The organism is Streptomyces sp. NPDC048637 (genome assembly GCF_040650675.1).
Classification (GTDB): Bacteria; Actinomycetota; Actinomycetes; order Streptomycetales; family Streptomycetaceae; genus Streptomyces.
Genome location: NZ_JBEZHQ010000031.1, coordinates 40,132 through 59,029 on the forward strand (window position 1 = coordinate 40,132; position 18,898 = coordinate 59,029).

Below are 18,898 nucleotides of genomic sequence, written 5' to 3' on the forward strand. Positions count from 1 at the left end.
GACAGCAGAGGGTGAAGCGGTGACGGAGTTGGCACAGGAAATCCGGACGGCGGGCGAAGTCCGGACGGCGGGTCACCGGGCGGGGGAACGAGCGTGATCCACGAAGTCGATGAAGCGATGCGGAGTGTGCTGCGCGGCGGGGTGCTGCCGGACGGCGCCGGGGACGTCGCGTTCGAGGCGCCCACCCGCGACTGGGCGGCGCGGCGCAACGCACCCACGCTCAATGCGTATCTCTACGACATACGCGAGGAGGTCGCCCGCCGCGAGCGCGGGACGATCGCGGAACGGGACGCCAGTGGTGTGGTCGTGCGCAGACATCAGCCGCCGCGCTGGTTCCGGCTGTCCTACCTCGTCACGGCATGGACCACCCGCCCGCAGGACGAGCACCGGCTGCTGTCCGCCGCGCTGGGATGCCTGCTCTCGCACGAGATCCTGCCGGCGGCCGCGTTGCCGAACGCGCTCCGCGCGCTGAAGGTGAGCATCCCGCTCACGGTGGCGGTGCCGCCGCCCGAGTCCCGTTCGATCGCCGACATCTGGTCCGCGCTCGGCGGCGAACTCAAGCCGTCCCTGGACGTGGTGGTCACCGTGCCCTTCCCGGTCTCGCCGTCGTACGAGGTGGCGCCGCCGGTCACGGAGGGCGCGGTCACGGTCGTCCGCGGACTCGACGGTGTCCCCGGCGACTCCCGGCCCCGGATGCTCCGGTCCGCTCCGGGTGGCGCGCCGTCCGCGAGGGACAGCGAGGGGGAACGGTGAGTGGCACCACGGTCGCCGAGCACGCCGGCGGCGCACTGCGGGGCCGGCTGGCGAGGCTGCGCGAGCGGGTGGCCGGGCTGGTCGAGCGGCGCAGCGCCGACGATCCGACGGCCTCGGACCCGCTGCGCGGGCTCTATGTGACCCCCGAGACGGCCAGACGGCTGGCCGCACCATCGCCGACCGAGGGCACGGGCGAGTCGTCCACAGCGGGTGGGGCGGAAGCGGGCGAGCTGGACGACGCGGCACCGGGCCCCTGGGGGCCAGCGGACCGATCGGTCGCGCTCGCCGGGCGGTTCGGGCTGTCGGCCTTGGACCTGCATATCCTCCTGGCCGCGCTCGCGCCCGATGTGGACCGGGGCTTCGAGCCGCTGTACGGCTACCTCAACGACGATGTCGGGCGGCGCCGTGCCACGGTCGCGCTGGCGCTGGACCTCGCGGGCACCGGCCCGTACGAGCCCGCGGCCCGCGCCCGCTTCCACCCCGCCGCGCCGCTGCGGTCCGGTGGGCTGCTGGTCATCGAGGACGAGGACCGGCCACTGCCGGGACGGGCGCTGCGGGTGCCGGAGCGGGTGGTCGCCCATCTGCTGGGCGACGACGGCCTGGATCCTGAACTCAGCGGCAGTGCGGTGGAGTTGCTGTCGGCGGAGCAGCAAGCCGACGACCGTACGGGAAGCGCTGCGCGCACCGGCGACAAGACGTTTGCCGGGCGGCTCGCCGCGCTCGCGGGCGAGGGCCCGCTCGCCGTACATCTGCGGGAGCGCCGGCCCGGTACCGCCGCCGAACCGGTGGCCGACGCGCTGCGGCGCGCCGGCCTGCCCGTGCTGCGGTACCGGCCGGAGGGCCACCGCGATGACGCTGTGGGCCTCGCGGGCGCGCTGCTGCGGGAGGCGCGGCTGCGGCGGGCCGCGCTCGTCGTGGGGCCGCTGCCGGAGCGGCCCGACGGGCTCGTCAGGGCGCTGGCGGGCGGGGACGTGCCGGTGGTCTTCTTCGGAAGCGAGCCGTACGACCCGGGCTGGGCCCCGGATTCCGGGCTGTTCGCGCTGGACGCGCCGGACCACGGGGCGGCCTCGGGCGAGGTCTGGAGCGCCGAACTCGGCTCGGTGGACGAGGGCTTCGACCTCGCCGCGGCCGTCGCGCCGTACCGGCTGGGCGCCGCCCAGATCCGGCGGGCGGCCCGTGCGGCCACCGCTCTCGCCGCCTTCGACGGGACGCCGGTGACCGCCGCCCACATCCAGCACAGCGCGCGTCAGCAGTCCGCACCGCTGCTGGACCGGCACGCCCGGCGCGTACGCCCCGCTGTCGGCTTCGACGGGCTCGTCCTGCCGCCCGAACCACTGTCCCTGCTACACGAATTGGTGCAGCGGGCGCGCCATCGGGAGCAGGTGCTGGGCACCTGGCGGCTGCGCACCGGCGGTGGGCGCGGCAGAGGTGTGGTGTCCCTGTTCGCCGGGGAATCCGGTACCGGAAAGACGCTCTCCGCAGAGGTCGTGGCCGGCGAACTGGGCCTGGATCTCTATGTGGTGGAGCTGTCCTCGGTGGTGGACAAGTACATCGGGGAGACGGAGAAGAACCTGGAGCGGATCTTCTCCGAGGCGGATCGCACGGACGCGGTGCTGCTCTTCGACGAGGCGGACGCCGTCTTCGGCAAACGTTCGGAGGTCAAGAGCTCGCACGACCGGTACGCGAACCTGGAGAGCGCCTATCTGCTCCAGCGGCTGGAGGCGTTCGACGGGATCGCCGTCCTGACCACCAATCTGCGGGCCAACATCGACGAGGCGTTCACCCGGCGGCTGGACCTGGTAATCGATTTCCCGTTCCCGGACGCCGGGCAGCGGATCGCCCTGTGGCGGTCCTGCCTGGCGGCCACCCCGTGCGCCGATGACCTCGGCCTCGACGTCTGTGCCAAGGAGTTCGAGCTCTCCGGCGGGGCGATCCGGTCGGCCGCGGTGACCGCGGGCTATCTCGCGGCGGGGCGCGGCGGACCGGTGACGGCGGCGGATGTGCGGGCCGGGGCGCGGCGCGAGTACCGCAAGATGGGGCGGCTGGTGCCGGACGCGTCGCCGTTGTGGGACTGAACCTCGGACTGAACCTCGCTGTCGGACTGAGGCTCGTTGTCGGACTGACCTCGTTGTCGGACTGAGCCTCCGGGTGCGGCCGGGGCCGGGCGGCGTACCGCCCGGCCCCGGATGGCCTCACTGCCCGTCGGCGATCTTCCAGTCCTGCCGGTCCCAGGGCCCGTCGGCGCACTTCCCGGACAGCGCGCCCTTGTCGTTCTGCAGATCGGTCAGGCACTCCTGGTTGCGCATGTTGACGATGCGGGTGCGGCCGTCGCCCGCGTCCGTCAGCCGCCACTTCTGGTGGGGCGGCAGCCCGCCCGAGTTCAGTTGCTCCGGGTCGGCCGCCCAGAGCTCAACCTCGTTGGTGTTCGGTTTCAGCTGGGCAACGCTGCCCGGGGCGCTGGCCGACTCAAGGGCGACCGTGTTGTCCTCGGGGTAATGGTGGATGATCCACCACTGGTTGCGGCCGAACTGGTCACCCGTCCACTGCGGGCTCTGGCCGATCTGTGTGCCGTCCTCCTGGCTGCCCCCGTTGGCCTGGAGGTACCAGCCGCCGTTGATGTTGGACCGGATGGTCTGCTCCTTCGGGCCCTGCTCCTCCCCGCCGCCGTCATCGGCGGGCTCCTCCGGGGGCTGCTCCTCGGGCTTCTCCTCTGGCTTCTCCTCCGGGGGCTGGGAAGGCGCCGGCGCGGACGGCTTCTCCTTCTCCGGGAGCTTCTTGGACTGGCCGGGCTTCTCCCGCGCGCTCGTGGACACCTTGGGGACGGTTCTGAACCACAGCGCCACGAACGCCAGCGCCGCCACGACCAGCAGCGAGAGCACCGCCATCGCCCAGCGCGGCAGTACGGACGGCTGGAGGTAGGTGCCCCGCAGTTCGGTCGGCTCCGGGGCGCCGGCTCGCTGCACGGAGACGGTGAACGGGTGCTTGTTGAGACCTCCGACCCAACTCACCGTTCCGGGCCGGATGCTGAGCTGTACGAAGCCGGCGCGGCCCGGCGCGACCTGGACCGATGTCGGCTCGGCCTCGACGGTGAGGGCGTCACCGTTCTCGCGCCCGGAGAGGGACACCGTCAGCGGCTGGTTGCCCAGGTTGTCGACGGCGACCGACGCCTTGGCACGCCAGCGGCCGCGTACGGTCAAGGGCACCAGCTCACAGCGGAGTTCGGAGAACGGCCCCACCGTGACCTGTCCCTCGACGACGTCCCGGATCTCGGGGTGCTCGGCCGGCTCGACGCGTATGCCGAAGGGCGTCGGACCGGCCACGGCGTCCGACGTACGCGGAGGCGCGAACTCGACCTGCGCCGTGCCCTCGGCCCCGGGGTACAGCCGCAGCACGTCCGGCTCCACCCGGGTCCAGCCCGCTGCGGCGCCGGCCGGCCGCAGCCGGTACTCCTCAACGGTGTCGCCGGTGTTGCGTACCCGCAGCCTTACCCTCGCGACGGAACCGGGGTCGACGGTGATCGCGGCCGGTTCCAGTGAAGTCCACATGCTCACCAGGGCAGTCAACCGGCGCGCCGTCCCCCCCGTCAGCGTGCGTAAGGGCAGAGCCGGGGGCAGAGCCGGATGTCCTTACGGCTCCCTGCACCCTTTACGGCTCCATGCGCATCCTTGAGAGTCCTTGCGGCGTGCGGCTTGCGGCGTGCGGCTTTCGGATTACGGATTGCGGCGTGCGGCTTTCGGCTCCCTGGCGGTTGCGGGCAGGGGCGGCCGTGTTGTCGTTGCGGCGGTCCGGGTGCGGAACTTGGCCGTCGTTGCGGACCACGCCGTGCCTGCCCCCGTGTTGCGCACCCGCAGCCGGGCGGTGGCACGGACGCCGGGACCTACGGTCACGGCGGCCGGGTCCGGAGCGGTCCACGACGTCATGCCCGCAGGCTAGAGCCGCATCCGCCACCTCTGATGGTACGAAGGTGCCGTCCCGGGGGCACGGACTCCTGCCCTTCCGGCTCCCCCTGGAGGATTCCTGGAGCAGGCCCCGCCACGCCGCATCCGCGAGTGCGTACGGAATCCCGGCCGCGTACGGCCGTTCCGGCCTCGCCTGCACCGACAGCCGGGCGTGGCGGGCCCCGGTCGGACTCTCCGACGCCCAGCAGTGCACCTCCACGGACGGCCTGCGGCAGCCCCCGGGAGAAGGCGCCGCCCACCTCCCGTGCAAGGGGAAGGGCCTGTTGCGCGCACTCCGGCGCCGCCCGCTCCCGGCCACCGCCGGCCGGTTCGCCGTACGCGCGCCTGACCTGGGTCAGCGCTGTCCGGCACGGGTGCTGCTGCGCAGGACCGCACCGCCGCGCCACCTGCCGACGAGGGACCGCCGCCTGCCGTGGAGGTCCGTCCCGCCGCGGCACACCGCCGGCCCGGCACCGGGACAGCACACCGCCGGCCCGGCACCGGATCTGCCCAAGCCTGCCCACGCTCACCGCGCTCCCCGCGCTCCCCGCGCTCCCCCGCTGTGCGGCCGTGGCGCTGACCGGCGGAGCGGCGGGCGAAGGGGCCGGCCGCAGTCTTTCCCGTGGCGCGCGCTCTGCCCGTGCGTAGGTCTCGGTGCCGTGGTGCGAGGCCCTGAGCAGGCGCCGGGCGTGCGCGCTGGCCACGTCGTCGCCGTGCCGCCGGGCGCTGTCCACGGCGCGGCGCACAAGCGGTTCGAGGTCGCGGTGGCGCGCGGTGCTGCTGAGCGTATGCGACCACGCGGTGAGCAGATCCACGGCGGAACCCAGCAGTCCGGGTGCCGCGTCCAACGCCCGCTCCACGGCCGCGTACAGCCGCGGGTACGCCTGGTGCAGCCACTCGCGCGCGGCGTCGGCATCGGTGAGCGTACGGCCCGGGGAGTCGGGGCGGCGCAGCAGATCAGGCAGGACGTGGTGCGGCTCGATCAGCCGCGCCGCGGTCAGGACGGTGGCCAGCTCATGGTCGAAGAAGCGGCGCTGTGCCGCCTCCCGGTCCCCCGGGCTGTCATGGCGCTCGCCCAGCCGCCGGGCGAAGAGCCCGACCAGGTCGTGATAGCCGTAGCGGTCGTCGCCGTGCAGCTCCACGAGGCCGGCATCGGCCAGCGCCTCGACCGCCGCCTCCGCCTCGTCGTCGGTGGTGTCCAGCAGCGCGGCCGCGGCGCCCCGGCAGAAGGTCGGCATGCTGCACAGGGCGAAGACCCGGAAGGCGTGGGCGAGGCCGGGCGCGAGCGCCTCGTAGCCGGCCCGGAAGGTGGCCGCCACTCCCAGGTCGCCCATCCGCAGCTCGTCCAGCCGCCGCTCATCACTCAGCCGGGCCACCAGGCCGGCCATGGCCCAGCCCGGCCGGGCCGCCAGGCGGGCGGCGGCGATGCGCACGGCGAGCGGCAACCCGCCGCAGGCGGCGACCAGTTCGCGCGCGGCAGCCGGCTCGGCGGCCACCCGCTCCGCCCCCACGATCGCGCCGAGCAGCCCCAGCGCCTCCCCCTCGTCCATCACCTCCACGTCGACCCGGTCGGCACCGGGCAGCGCGAGCGTCCGCGCACGGCTGGTGACCAGCACCGCGCACCCTGGCGCCCCGGGCAGCAGCGGCCGCACCTGTGCACTGTCGCGGGCATTGTCGAGGAGTACGAGGACCTCGCGGTCGGCGATCAGCGAGCGGTACAGGGCGGCCTGCTGCTCCGGCCCCTCCGGTACGGCGCTCTCCGCGACACCGAGAGCGCGCAGGAAGTGCGTCAGAACGGCGCTGCTGTCCTCCGGTGCCAGGCTGGTGCCCTGCAGATCCACATACAGCTGCCCGTCGGGGAAGCGGTCCCGTACGGAATGCGCCACATGGACGGCCAGCGCCGTCTTGCCGACCCCGCCGAGCCCACTGAGCGTGGCCACCACCGGTGCCCGTCCACCCGCCGCCCCGCGCAGCGTCGAGGCCAGGCGGGCGACCACCCCTGCACGCCCCGCGAAATCGGCGATGTCGGGCGGGAGCTGAGCCGGTACGGGCGGGAACTGAGCCGGTATGGGTGGGGGTGGGGGTGGGACGCTACGCGAGGCGTCCCGGGTCGGGCGGGGCGGGCGAGGCCGGCGGTCACGGCTGTCACGGCTGTCACGGCTGTCACGGCTGTCACCAGCACGGTCACGACTGTCACCAGCACGGTCAAGGACAGGACGGGCCCGGTCGCCGGCAAGGCCGGCACCGGGCACAGGTCTGGGACCAGGCCCGGAGCCGCCCGGCTCCGCACACAACTCTGCGTACGCCGCGCGGAGTTCACTGCCCGGCTCGGCGCCGAGTTCGGCGTCGAGGGTGCGGCGGGTGGCCGCGTACACCGCGCGGGCCTCCGCCCGGCGACCCGCGCGGTGGAGGGCCAGCATCAGCAGGGCCTGGGCACGTTCCCGCAGCGGATGGTCGGCGGCGAAGGCACGCAGTCCGGCGATCGAATCGGCCAGTGAGCCGGCCATCGAGCCGGCCCTCGCATCGGCACGCCCACCCCACTCGACCACGCAGCCGAAGAGCTCCTCCTGAGCGGTGACGCACAGTTCGGTGAGCCGGTCGCGCTGCCGCTGTGCGTACGGCCCGGGCAGTCCGGCCAGGGCCACGCCCTCCAGGAGCGCCAGCGCACCCCTCAGCTGCTCGTACGCGCCCTCGGTGTCGCCCGCCCTCCGCAACCGGCGCGCCGTGACCAGCCGCTCCTCGAAGGCCGCCGCGTCCAGCGCCTCGCCGGGCACCCGTAGTGCGTAGCCGCCGTCCGACGACACCAGCAGGTGCGCGTGCTGCCTGGGCTTGCGGTCCGGCTCCAACAGGCCGCGCAGTCGCGAGACATACGTCCGCAGGGTGCCCACCGCACGCGGCGGCGGCCATTCGCCCCACAGCGCGTCCACCAACTGCGGTACGGATACGGGCCGGCCCGAGTGCAGGAGCAGCACCGCCAGCACGGCGCGCTGCTGCGGCGGGCCGAGATCCAGCGGACGGTTCCCCCGCCAGGCCCGCACCGGGCCGAGCACCTGAAACCGCAACCGGTCGCCCCGGCCGGGGCTGCTCGCCTTCAACGCGCCCTCCAGCTCGTCCGCGCCGCCGCGCACCGCCTGTTCACTCCCCTGCCCAAGACGGCCTGTTACGCCCACGCTTGGGACCGGCACTGATGTACCGGCCTTACCAACGTAACCCAGCACTCGGACACCGATTCCTGGAAAACGTCCGATACTCGCCCAACCACGCATCCCCCGATTTCTCCGGTCATCAGGGCTTCTCACCGGTGCCCACCGACGCTCACCGGTGTTCAGAAGGGCAACCGCCCTGCCCGTTCGGCTCCCCTTCCGGCTCTGGAGGCGATCCACGGCAGGGCCGAAAATCGGCAGTGGGGCCACCCAGGACGCACCACGAACCACCGGCCGCCAGAACGGAGCCCTCGTGCACGCACACGAACGGCGGGCCACGGGAGGGGAATCGGCGGCGCGCCGCGGACCCGAACGCCCCCGCACCCCCGCCTCAGCCCTGTCCACCCACCGGACGGACGCGCTGCGCACCCTCCAACGGACAGCGGGCAACGCAGCGGTCGCCCGCGCGCTGGCCCCGGCGCCGGAGCACGCACGCGACCCACAGCAGCTGCAGCGGTACGCGGAGGGAGAGGCTGCCCACGGCTTCGACAAGGTCTCCGCGCACGGCGGCATCGCCATCCGGGGCCGGTACGAGGCCTACGCCGACGCAGACATGATCACCGCCGCCGCGCACAGCCTCGACGCCCAGGACCAGGTGCCGATCACCCTGGAGCGCGGAGCAGCGGTGCAGGTCGGTGAGCGCACCCTGTACCGGGTACTGCCCGTGTACAAGGACGCGGGCCGGGCCGCGGCCGCCGTACGGGCCGCCGGCCGGAACCCGCAGGGGGCCGGTCACGAGCCCGTGGCCGGGGACAGCGCGGCACAGCGTGACGACAAGCGCGCCGCCTACCTGCGGTCCCTGACCGACCCCCCGGAAGTCAGGCAGCTCGTCGCGCTCACCCAGCGCATCGTGGCGGCGCTCCAGGGACGGGCCGAACCGCGGAGCTCCACGGTCGACGGTCTGCGGTCCGAAGCCATGAAGCTGGCGGTGGCCACGATGGGCGGCGGCTGGGTCGCCGCGCGGTTCCCCTACCCGGAGCGCACCGGCCGGGAGGGGCTGACCGACCTGGCCGTCATCATGCCGAGCCTGACCGCCGACTTCCTCGCCGGACTCCCCGCCGTCGAGAACCAGGAGGCCCAGGTGCACGAGCTGCTCATCACCCTCCCCAATGACTGCAAAGCGGCGGCGGCCCAGCTCATCGGCACGCCGCCGAACGGCGGCCTCAGCGTGCGGCGTGACGCACCCGCCGTCGGCGAGAACCACTTCGTCGACCTGACCGGAGCGGCCCCGGACGGCTGGGCGAACCACTTCGCCGCCGTCATCCTGCGCGACGGTTCCGACAGCCTCACGTACGAGTCGGCCGCCGACCGCACCAGCGCACTGCAGCAGGGCAAGTCCCTCGGCTACTTCGAACTGTACGGACGGGCCGGGACCGACCAGTCCTTCGACCAGGTCATCGGTGCCAAGAACCAGGCCTACGCGGAGCGGGCGGCGCAGCCCACGTGACCGAACAGGCGGCGCAGCCCGCGTGACCGAACGGGCAGTGCGCTCTGCCCCCGACGGGGCCCGTTCGTCTCTACAGCCGGGCCCGCCCGTCAGCCAGGGTTGAAAGCGTAGGGCGCAGAAACAGCAAGCAGTGGTGATGGGGGAGGAACGTCGTGCGGGCACAGGATCGGCAGCCCCGCTCGGGGAGCGACCGCTCGGGGGCGGCGCACCCCGTCCGCGCAACCTCCTCCCCTGCTTCCGACGCGGCCCGTCTGGCCGCGGCCGGCGAGGCAGGCCGCCTCACGCCGGAGGCGGCCGCCGTCCTCCAGCGGGCCGTGGGCAACGCGGCGTTCGCGGCCGTCCTGGCCGACCGGGAGCAGCACCAGCACAGCGCGGGCTGCGGACACACCGCACCCCCCACCGTGCAGCGTTCGCCCGTCCAGGACGTCCTGCGCGCACCCGGCCGCCCACTCGACGAGCCGGTCCGCGCCGACATGGAGACCCGCCTCGGCGCGGACTTCTCCGATGTGCGCGTGCACACCGACACCTCCGCCCATGCATCGGCCGAGTCCGTCAACGCCCATGCGTACACCTCCGGTTCGCACATCGTCTTCCAGCGCGGCCGCTACAACACGTCCTCCGCGGCGGGCCGCCACATGCTCGCTCACGAACTGACCCACGTCATCCAGCAGCGCAACGGCCCGGTCGCGGGCACGGACCGCGGTGACGGGACGAAGGTGAGTGATCCGTCCGACCGGTTCGAGAGGGAGGCGGAAGCCACTGCGAGCCGGGTGCTTTCCGCAGAGGTGCAGCGTACGGCCGACCCCGTGCCCGCCCCGGCGCACGGCACCACGGACGGGCATCGGCCCGTGCAGCGGACGTTCAAACTGGGACCGAGGAAGACCGTCACATCCGCTGACGACGTCCTCCCCCTCGATGACCTCATCGCAAGGGGCAAGCAACGCCATGCCCGGTGGGACGCGACCTTCAAGGAAAAGGTCCGGGACGAAATCATCGCCATGGCGAGCGATGAGCAGAATTTCGGTCAGTGGTCGTACGAGGACCTCTTGGATGCCGCCGCACGGCGGGTTCACGGGGAAGCGGCGTCCCACCTTGACCCGGTGGTTCCGCTCGCCGTCAAGACCGGTCCGTCGAATCCGGATCACATGGAGGTGGACCTCTCTGAACAGGAGCAGATCCATCGCCTCGCCGAGGTCCGCCGGCGGCTTTCCTTGCGCGGGACGGAACAAGATCTCTATGAGTTCCGCGACAGCAAGAAGATGGCGAACCCGTTCGAGCACACGCCGAGCGGAAGCACCTACTCCATCGGTCATACCGGAAACTTCGTCCTGGGCGGCCCCCAGGAGGGCGATTACGCGGAACTCTTCAAGGGCGCCAGGGACAATTCCGGGCTGTCGGACAAAGAGCTCGCCAAGCACTTCCTCCGGGCACTGACCGAGCCGGACTACAACTTCGGCGAGATGAGCAAGGAAGGCCGCCAGTACTGCGCGAAGATACTCGCCATCATTCAGGGCGCCGAGTTCCGTCGTGCCGCAGCCAACCCGACCGCGGCGATCGCCGCCTTCAACAAGGTCGTCACGGGCGAAGCAGCAACACTGCACGAGGCCCTCAACAGGTACGCCCTCTTCGCCAAGTCCAAGGGGAAGTCCGCCACCGGCGGCTCCAAGGACTCCCAGTTCCATCGTGATCCGGATGTGGACCAGAAGGACGAGGACTTCAAGAAGCGAGCGCTGAGCGAGTACCAGGCACTCGCTCAGCTGGTCTCCGCCAACGGCTTCGACCCGAGCGATGCGGACGAGTTCTACAAGGGGTGCGACGAGATTGGCGCCACCTCGATGAGTTCCTTCATCGCCACGTTCGACTACACGATGCGCTGACCCTTATCGCCAGCCATTCTTCATCGCCACCGCACAGCACGAGAAACCACCGAACGGCCAGTTCGTCCATCCAGGGAGTAACAGAACATGCCCACCTACCTGTCCCCCGGCGTCTACGTCGAGGAAGTCGCCAGCGGATCGCGGCCCATCGAAGGGGTCGGGACGTCGGTGGCGGCCTTTGTGGGGCTCGCTCCCACCGGTCCGCTCAATGATCCGACACTGGTGACGAACTGGTCCCAGTACGTGGCCGCCTTCGGTGAGTTCACGGATGGGTACTACCTCGCGCACTCCGTGTACGGGTTTTTCAACAACGGCGGAACGGCCGCGTATGTCGTGCGGGTCGGCGGCACCGGAGAGGGAGAGACGCAGGCCGCCGCGGCCCCTGAGGCCCCCAGGGCCCTGACGGCCGGGGAGCCGACCGCGCTCGGGGCCTTCAAGGTCTCCGCGATCGCGGCGGGTTCCGCCGGCGGCGGGGCGCTCACCGTCGAGGTGCAGGATGTCGAGGGCGAGGGCAGCGCCGACCGGTTCAAGCTGATCGTCAGGGACGGCGACAAGGTCGTCGAGAGTTTCGACGTCAGCGCGAAGAAGAGCTCGCGGAACTATGTCGTCGCGCTGGTGAAGCAGCGGTCCAAGGCGATCGTCATCGAAGAGGCCGTCCCCGCAGCGCAGGTGACGAAGCCCGACGCGCAGAACGTCACGCTGGCGCCGCCCACCCCGGTACCCGCGGCCCCCGCCGGGAACGGCGCGGTCGAGCAGGTCGCCTCCGGCCAGTTCATCGGCGACTCCGCCGACCGCACCGGCTTCGGCGGCCTGGAGGCGCTCGACGAGATCAACATGGTGGCCGTACCCGACCTGATGGCCGCCTACCAGCAGGGCCTGATCGACCTGGAGCAGGTCAAGGCCGTCCAGCTGGGCCTGGTCGCGCACTGCGAGCTGATGGGCGACCGGATGGCGATCCTGGACCCGCCGCCGTCGCTCAACGCACGCGACATCCGTAAGTGGCGCCAGGAGGTCGCGGGCTACGACTCCCGCTACGCCGCGCTCTACTACCCGTGGATCAAGGCCTTCGACCCGGCCACGGGCCAGACCCGCACCATCCCGCCGTCCGGTCACATGGCCGGTGTGTGGGCCCGTAACGACTCCGAGCGTGGCGTCCACAAGGCCCCGGCCAACGAAATCGTCCGCGGGGCCATCGACCTGGAGCTGCAGATCACCCGCGGCGAGCAGGATCTGCTCAACCCGATCGGCGTGAACTGCATCCGGGCCTTCCCCGGACGCGGCATCCGGGTGTGGGGCGCGCGGACCATGGCCTCCGATCCGGCCTGGCGCTACCTGAACGTACGGCGCTACTTCAACTACCTGGAGGAGTCGATTCTCATCGGCACCCAGTGGGTGGTGTTCGAGCCGAACGACCAGGCGCTGTGGGCCCGTATCCGGCGTAACATCTCGGCGTTCCTGGTGAATGAGTGGCGCTCGGGCGCCTTGTTCGGGCAGCGCCCCGAGGACGCGTTCTATGTGAAGTGTGACGCGGAGACCAACCCTGTCGAGTCCGTCGATCTGGGACGGGTCGTGTGCGAGATCGGCATCGCGCCGGTCAAGCCCGCCGAATTCGTGGTCTTCCGGCTGGCCCAGTTCTCGGGCGGTGGCGGGGAGCTGGAGGAGTAACAGCCGCAGCCGGGGCCGTCCCCCCTTCCTCCGCAACTCCCTCTCGCCCGTCACCATTTCCTTCCCAAAACAGGAGTGAACCACCTTGTCCCTTCAGCCCGGTGATGCCCTCACCTCACACAATTTCGGCCTGCAGATCGACGGCGTGATGGTCGAATATCTGCAGGAGGTCAGTGGTCTGACCATGGAGCAGGACGTCATCGAATACCAGCAGGTCTCGGCGGACGGAAAGCCCGTCGTGAAGAAGATGCCCGGCACGAAGAAGGCCGGCGAGTGCACGGTGACCCGCGGTATGACGCAGAGCGGCGCGTTCAGCGAGTGGATCAACAAGTCCATTGCGGGCGACATGGGTTCGGCCCGTAAGAACGCCACCATCATGATGATGGACTACCAGAACAACCCCGTGAAGCGTTACAACATGCGCAATGCCTGGTGCAGCAAGGTCGAGACCAGCGGGGTCAAGGCGGGCGACGCCGCCGCGCTGACCGAGCAGGTCACCATCGTCTTCGAAGAGCTGGTCATCGAATAATGCGGCGCGACGGCCCGGCGGGGGCGCAACAGCAACGTGAGCCTTTGCGTACGGAATTCGAGTTCGAGTTGCCGCGCGGATTCGTGGACGAGTCCGGGGCCGTCCACCGAAACGGCGCGATGCGGCTCGCGACGGCACGGGACGAACTGATCCCGCTGCGGGATGTACGCGTGCGCGAGAACCCGGCATATCTGTCGGTCGTGCTGCTGGGCCGGGTCATCACCCGGCTCGGGACGCTCGCCACCGTGCACGACGGGACGGTGGAGAACATGTTCGCCTCCGATCTGGCCTTTCTGCAGGACTTCTACCGGCAGATCAATGCGGAGGGACACACGCGCGCCGCGGTGTCCTGCCCGCACTGCGAGGAGCCCTTCGAAGTGGAACTGGCCGGGAGCCGCCTGGGGGAATCGTGACGTACGCGACCGGGCGTATCGAGGAGGAAGTCGCCTATCTCGCCTACCACTTCCACTGGGGCATCGACGACATCCTCGACCTCGAACACGCCGACCGGCGCGCGTACGTGTCACAGATCGCCACCCTGGTGGAGCGGGCTGAACGGGAGCAGTGACTGAGGATGGGGTTGTTCAGGTGGCGGCGGGGGCCGCGGAGTGCCCAGGGTGCGCAGCATGCGCAGGGGCCTGAGGCCGGGGCGTCTGCGGAGGTTTCTGCCGGGCGCGCGGACGGTGGTGGCGATGGCGGCTGGTCCGCCGCGCCCCCCATCCAGCGGGTCCTGAGTGCGCCCCGCACCGTCGCGGAGGCCGGCTTCGCCGCGTCGCTGAGCGCGCACCGCAATCACTCCTTCGGCGGGGAGCTGGGGCACGACGTCCGTGCCACGGCACCCGGTGGTGTCCTGCGCGATGCGCTGGTGCCCGTCGTCGGCCGCCCCGCCGACCTCGGCCTACCGGTCCTGCGGCTGCCGGTCGCGGGACGGGCGGAGGAGGCCGCGCCCGGGAGCGCGGGAGCGGCCTCCGGGTTCGCTGCTGTGCCGGGGGCGGGTGCGGGTGCGGGGCGAAGTGTGGGCGCGGGCCAGGGGCAGGGTGTCGTACGTTCCCGAGGCGGGGCCGGTGTGCAGCGGGTGGCGGCGCCGGGCGCTCCGGGTACCCAGGCCGAAGGTGCAGCACGTACCGAGGCCGGGGGTGCGGCCGCCGTGCAGCGGGCGGCGGCGCCGGGCGCTCCACGTCCCCGGACCCCTAGTGCGCAACGTACCGAGCCCCAGGGTGCGGCCGCCGTACAGCGAAGCGAAAACCCAGGCGGGGCCGTCGTACAGCGGGCGGCGGCGCCGGGCACCCCGCATGCCCAGACCCAAAGCGCAGCACGTAACGAGGCCCAAGGTGCGGCCTCAGTACAGCGGGCGGCTTCACCAGGCACACCAGGCACACCAGGCACATCGCGTGCCCAGACGTCTGCCGCGCGTGCTCTTCGTCAACCGGCTTCGGGGGGCGCGAGGTCGTCCGCGAACCCGCGGAACGACGCGCCGAGCGCCGCGCCGGTCAGGTCGCCTGGCACGCCTCCGGTCGCCTCGTCGGCCGGGCCGTCTGCCACGGCGTCCGCCATCCCGTCTGCCTCGGCGTCCGCCACGCCGTCTGCCATGCCGTCGGGCGCCCCGCTGGGTGGGCAGCAGAGGCCGGCGGTGGCCGAGTCGGCATCCGGGGGTGCGGGCGGTTCAGGTGCGGGTGGACGTGGGCGTGGGGGTGGCACGGTTGCGCCCGGTGCCAAGTCCGCGCCCCATGCCACGGCTTTGCCCGGTGGCAAGTCCACGCCCCATGCCACGGCCTTGCCCGGTGGCAAGTCCGCTCCTCGTACCACGGCTGTGCCCGGTGCCGAGGCCGCGCCCAGTGGCGGAGGGCAGGCGGCTCGCTCCGCGTCGCATGGGGTGGGGTCTGCTGCCCTCCCCTCAGCCCTGCCGGTAGCCATGCCCGTACGGAAGGCCGCCGGCGCGCGGTCTCCGCTCACCTCGGCCGGCAGGGTCCCGATGCCGCCACGCCAGCTGCGGCCGGCCGCCCCGTCGCATCCGGGGAGCACCGGCACCGCCCCCTCCCCCAGCAACACGCCCTTGCAGCGCACCGAAGCACCAGCATCAGCACCAGCACCGGCACCGGCACCGGCACCGGCGGCCATGACGGCCCCGGCAGCGGCGCCCCCTGTCTCTCCCCCCTCGCCCCACACCCCTGCCGCCGGACCGACGAGTGAGGGTGCGGCACCTGCCTCTGCCGCGGTACGGCCCGATGTCCACCAACCGGTCATACAGCGGCGGGCTGTTGGCCCACGCCGATCCATCACGCCCAACCAGAGCAGCGCGCCGGAGGCCGCCCCGAACAGGGACACGGCACCCGGCGCCCGCCCCGCGCCGGGCGATGTCTCGGCCCCGCCGACTCCCGGCACAGCACCGAGCACGAGCCCTGCCCCGAACCCACGACCGGTCTCCCCTACGGCCTCGCCCGCCAGCACGCCTCCCCTCGCAGCCGCTGGCAACAGCGATCAGGCGACCGCGCGCCCGGCCGCGAGCGAGGGCGACCGAACGCCACGGCCGGTCCAGCGAGCAGTGGGACAAGCTGCCCGTCGAACCACGCGGCGAGCCGCAGGAACAGGGACTCAGCGCCTGGGACTTGGTGCTCCACTGGCCCCTAGTGCGGACACCGGCAACCCGGTCAAGGACATGGCGGGCGACGCACAGCCGGCCCAGCCTCCGGCCGACGACGGCCGTACGCCGGGCCCCGGACAGCCCCGACAGACCGCACAACCCGCACAACCCGCACAACCCGCAATCCAGCGGAAGCCACTGATCGGCGCACCCGCCGCGTCCACCGCGATCCATCGCCAGGACACTGCACCGACGCCTACAGCTACGCCGACACCGGGACCGACAGCGACACCGGCCCCAGCACCAGCACCAGCACCAGCACCAGCACCAGCAAAACCGGCCCATACGCCTACCCCAGCCGCGACCCCAGCCCCAGCCCCAGCGCCGATGCAGCGCTCCGCGGCGGCCACCGAACGCCACACCCCCGTAGCGCCGTTGACGCCGACACGTACCTCGGGGAGCCGTGCAACGGAGAGCCGCACACCAGAGACCCGCGAGCCGAAATCCCGTACGCCGCAATCCGGTACGCCGCAATCCCACCCACGGGATCTCCGCCCACGGGAATCCCACACGCCGGGCCCCCTTACGCCGCAACCCCACGCACGGAAATCCCACGCCCCCGAATCCCACACGCCGCAGTCCCACCCGCAGGAATCCCACACCCCCGAATCCCACCCGCAGGAATCCCACACGCCCGATTCCCGCACGCCGACCAGCCGCGCGCTGACGACCGGCGCCCCTCGGCCTCCCCTCGTCACGCGCCGAGCGCCGCTCGCGTCGGCACGTGCGCTGGACCCGGCCGCCCGGCAACAGTCCTCCGGGCAGCGGGCGGAGGCGGCCGGCCCTGCAGCGGTGCAGCGCGCAAGTGTGCAGGCGGCACCCGCCGTCCCCCTGCGCCCCGTGGCGGGCACTGCGGGTACGGAGAGCCCGGCCGGCAGAGCGGGCCCGGTGCCCCGGCGGGCGGGGGTCCCAGCCGTCGCGCTGCAGAAACCGGCGTCGGCGCCGCCGCGGACTCCGGGCCCATCGCCCGCTGCATCCCGTACGGTCCGGACCGCACCGGGTGTCCCCGCCATGCCCATGGTGCGCCAGGCGCCAACCGCTCCCGGTGCCCCGGCTTCAGCCCCGGCTGCGGCCCCGCGGCCCCTCATGTCGGCCGCCCTGCCTGGACGATCGCCGTCAGCCACACCCCCGGGGCCCGCTCCAACAGGAGCCCCCCGTCCGATTCAGCGCGCCCCCGGCTCCGCCATGGCCGCCCCCACACCACCAACCCCCGCGACGGCCAGCCACACACCACCCCCCACAGCAGCCACCCCGAAACGCACCCCAGCTACCCCAACCACCCCAACTACCTCTACCTCAACTGCCTTCACCACCACGGCTGCCACGGCTGCCACGACGACCCCTACCAACCCCACCCGCCCCACCCGCCCCACCACCCCGAGCACCCCCACCGACCCCACCGACCCCGCCGCCCTGGACGCGCTCGCCCGGCGACTGGTGGCCCCGCTCTCACGGCTGCTCCGTGCCGAACTGCGCGGCGACCGCGAGCGCATCGGCCGGCTGCGCGATCACGGCCGCTGACCGCGCCCGCGCCCCTCCCCGTCCATCACCGGCCAGCCCGCCCACCACCACCACCTCACCCGAAAGACCACGCACCATGCCCCAGGCCCAGGACCCCGGCTCCACCGTCTTCTTCAAGCTGACCATCGACGGCCAGGACCTCGGCCTGTTCAACGGCTGCGACGGCCTGGCCTCCGAGGTGGAGGTGGAGCAGCGGCAGGAGGGCGGCAACAACGGTTTCGTCTGGCAGTTGCCCACCCGCGTGACGTTCTCCACGATCCGTCTCACCCGCCCCCTCACCGCCGACACCTCCCGTGTGGCCGCCTGGATTTCGTCCCTCGCCACCGGCATCAGCCGGCCCACCGCGCAGATCGCCGCCCTTCGCGCCGACGGCTCGATCGTCGCCCAGTGGGGGCTGGTGGAGGTGCTGCCCGTGCGCTGGCAGGGGCCGACCCTGGACCCGGCCAGCCCGGGCGTGGCGACCGAGACGCTGGAGATCGCGCACCACGGGTTCACCGACGCGGGAGGTGCCTGAGGTGGCCGCGCCGACGGGCGGGAAGGCGGGCGCCAGCCTCGTACGGGCCGCCCTCGCGATCCATCAGCCCCCCACCGACCTCGGCGGGTCCATCGGCGGCCGCATCGGTGAGGTGGAGTTCCAGTTCAATCCGACCCAGTTGCAGCTGGGGCGGGAGGCGGAGTGGCACACCCAGGCCGCGGTCGCCTATATGCGGGGTGCACCGCCCAAGTTCACCGGCACCCGGCCCGCCACGCTTCAGCTGGAGGTGTTCCTGGACGCCTCCGGCACCCCGAATTCCGGGAAGGTGCAGAAGCAGATCGAACTGCTGTTGTCCTGTTGTGAGGTGACGGCGCAGAGCGTCAATTCCAAGCGGCCGTCGCCGCCTTGGGTGCGGTTCTCCTGGGGCTCTTTCAACACGGTTCAGTTCGTGGCGTATGTGACGAGTGTCAGCGCCACCTACACGCTCTTCAACCCCACCGGCGAGCCGATCCGGGCCACCTGCACGCTGTCCCTCACCGAAGTGGCCATGCCCACCAAGGGGCAGAATCCCACCTCCGGCGCGCTCTCCGCACGCCGTATCCACCGCACGGTCGCGGGTGACTCGCTCGCCTCGCTGGCCTGGCGGGAGTACGGGGACGCCACCCGTTGGCGGCTGATCGCGGAGGCCAACGAGATCGACGATCCGATGCGGCTTCGGCCGGGCACGGAGCTGCTGCTGCCGGCCGCCGACGAAGGCCACCCCGAAGACCCGCCCCCGAGCAGTCCCGCACACGGTCCCACCGGTAGCTCCACATCCCACGAGGCCGCCCGATGATCAGCGAGAAGATC

The 18,898-nt window shown here is 72.3% G+C and carries 15 protein-coding genes; 11 read left to right on the forward strand and 4 right to left on the reverse strand.

The features are described from left to right. Window positions 1–93 precede the first annotated feature (93 nt). Window positions 94–753: a DUF4255 domain-containing protein gene (locus AB0C46_RS30210; protein ID WP_362831670.1), complete on the forward strand. Its 660-nt coding sequence runs from the start codon at window positions 94–96 to the stop codon at window positions 751–753. Further along, the gene (locus tag AB0C46_RS30215) at window positions 750–2,828 is read left to right on the forward strand and encodes an ATP-binding protein (RefSeq protein ID WP_362831672.1); all 2,079 of its coding nucleotides are present in this window, start codon (window positions 750–752) and stop codon (window positions 2,826–2,828) included. The genes AB0C46_RS30210 and AB0C46_RS30215 overlap by 4 nt, the downstream gene beginning before the upstream one ends. A 117-nt stretch (window positions 2,829–2,945) precedes the next feature. On the opposite strand, the gene AB0C46_RS30220 is transcribed toward AB0C46_RS30215, so the two are convergent. Then, window positions 2,946–4,298 carry a hydrogenase expression protein gene (locus AB0C46_RS30220; RefSeq protein ID WP_362831673.1) on the reverse strand — a complete coding sequence of 451 codons (1,353 nt, stop codon included), beginning with the start codon at window positions 4,296–4,298 and terminating at the stop codon, window positions 2,946–2,948. A 371-nt stretch (window positions 4,299–4,669) separates the two neighbouring features. Further along, window positions 4,670–7,819 carry a BTAD domain-containing putative transcriptional regulator gene (locus tag AB0C46_RS30225; RefSeq protein ID WP_362831675.1) on the reverse strand — a complete coding sequence of 1,050 codons (3,150 nt, stop codon included), beginning with the start codon at window positions 7,817–7,819 and terminating at the stop codon, window positions 4,670–4,672. Window positions 7,820–8,147: 328 nt separating this feature from the next. On the opposite strand from AB0C46_RS30225, the gene AB0C46_RS30230 reads away from it, so the two are divergent. The 6 genes from AB0C46_RS30230 (at window position 8,148) to AB0C46_RS30255 (ending at window position 13,980) form a co-directional block, all read left to right on the forward strand. Continuing rightward, window positions 8,148–9,341 (forward strand): hypothetical protein, encoded by a 1,194-nt coding sequence (locus AB0C46_RS30230; protein ID WP_362831677.1) that lies wholly within the window; start codon window positions 8,148–8,150, stop codon window positions 9,339–9,341. 314 nt (window positions 9,342–9,655) lie between these two features. After that, window positions 9,656–11,218, forward strand: coding sequence for a DUF4157 domain-containing protein (locus AB0C46_RS30235; protein ID WP_362831729.1), 1,563 nt, complete (start codon window positions 9,656–9,658; stop codon window positions 11,216–11,218). 87 nt (window positions 11,219–11,305) lie between these two features. Next, window positions 11,306–12,883, forward strand: a complete 1,578-nt coding sequence (locus AB0C46_RS30240) for a phage tail sheath subtilisin-like domain-containing protein (RefSeq protein ID WP_362831679.1) — start codon at window positions 11,306–11,308, stop codon at window positions 12,881–12,883. 85 nt (window positions 12,884–12,968) lie between these two features. Further along, window positions 12,969–13,412 carry a phage tail protein gene (locus AB0C46_RS30245; RefSeq protein WP_018087540.1) on the forward strand — a complete coding sequence of 148 codons (444 nt, stop codon included), beginning with the start codon at window positions 12,969–12,971 and terminating at the stop codon, window positions 13,410–13,412. Beyond that, complete coding sequence (locus AB0C46_RS30250) at window positions 13,412–13,825, forward strand: hypothetical protein (protein WP_362831681.1); 414 nt, start codon at window positions 13,412–13,414, stop codon at window positions 13,823–13,825. Before AB0C46_RS30245 ends, AB0C46_RS30250 begins: the two co-directional genes overlap by 1 nt. Continuing rightward, on the forward strand, window positions 13,822–13,980 hold the full coding sequence (locus AB0C46_RS30255) for a DUF6760 family protein (protein WP_208686034.1): 159 nt from the start codon (window positions 13,822–13,824) through the stop codon (window positions 13,978–13,980). Before AB0C46_RS30250 ends, AB0C46_RS30255 begins: the two co-directional genes overlap by 4 nt. Before the next feature lie 330 nt (window positions 13,981–14,310). Here the strand turns inward: AB0C46_RS30255 and AB0C46_RS30260 are convergent, their stop codons facing one another. Beyond that, a complete protein-coding gene (locus AB0C46_RS30260) occupies window positions 14,311–14,706 on the reverse strand; it encodes a hypothetical protein (RefSeq protein WP_362831682.1) in 396 nt (131 codons plus the stop codon). 128 nt (window positions 14,707–14,834) lie between these two features. After that, complete coding sequence (locus AB0C46_RS30265; RefSeq protein ID WP_362831683.1) at window positions 14,835–15,002, reverse strand: hypothetical protein; 168 nt, start codon at window positions 15,000–15,002, stop codon at window positions 14,835–14,837. A 2,236-nt stretch (window positions 15,003–17,238) separates the two neighbouring features. Between AB0C46_RS30265 and AB0C46_RS30270 the strand changes: the two genes are divergently transcribed. The 3 genes from AB0C46_RS30270 (at window position 17,239) to AB0C46_RS30280 (ending at window position 18,884) form a co-directional block, all read left to right on the forward strand. Then, complete coding sequence (locus AB0C46_RS30270; protein ID WP_362831684.1) at window positions 17,239–17,574, forward strand: hypothetical protein; 336 nt, start codon at window positions 17,239–17,241, stop codon at window positions 17,572–17,574. A gap of 76 nt (window positions 17,575–17,650) precedes the next feature. Further along, window positions 17,651–18,088: a phage tail protein gene (locus AB0C46_RS30275; RefSeq protein ID WP_190142579.1), complete on the forward strand. Its 438-nt coding sequence runs from the start codon at window positions 17,651–17,653 to the stop codon at window positions 18,086–18,088. Window position 18,089: 1 nt separating this feature from the next. Beyond that, window positions 18,090–18,884 carry a LysM peptidoglycan-binding domain-containing protein gene (locus AB0C46_RS30280; protein WP_362831685.1) on the forward strand — a complete coding sequence of 265 codons (795 nt, stop codon included), beginning with the start codon at window positions 18,090–18,092 and terminating at the stop codon, window positions 18,882–18,884. Window positions 18,885–18,898: the final 14 nt, after the last annotated feature.

Coding starts and splice junctions, on each gene's coding strand:
- AB0C46_RS30220 (WP_362831673.1), bottom strand. CDS start 4,298: ATGTGGACTTCACTGGAACCGGCCGCGATCACCGTCGACCCCGGTTCC.
- AB0C46_RS30240 (WP_362831679.1), top strand. CDS start 11,306: ATGCCCACCTACCTGTCCCCCGGCGTCTACGTCGAGGAAGTCGCCAGC.
- AB0C46_RS30250 (WP_362831681.1), top strand. CDS start 13,412: ATGCGGCGCGACGGCCCGGCGGGGGCGCAACAGCAACGTGAGCCTTTG.
- AB0C46_RS30260 (WP_362831682.1), bottom strand. CDS start 14,706: ATGCGGGGTGCCCGGCGCCGCCGCCCGCTGTACGACGGCCCCGCCTGG.
- AB0C46_RS30265 (WP_362831683.1), bottom strand. CDS start 15,002: ATGGCAGACGGCGTGGCGGACGCCGAGGCAGACGGGATGGCGGACGCC.
- AB0C46_RS30270 (WP_362831684.1), top strand. CDS start 17,239: ATGGCCGCCCCCACACCACCAACCCCCGCGACGGCCAGCCACACACCA.
- AB0C46_RS30275 (WP_190142579.1), top strand. CDS start 17,651: ATGCCCCAGGCCCAGGACCCCGGCTCCACCGTCTTCTTCAAGCTGACC.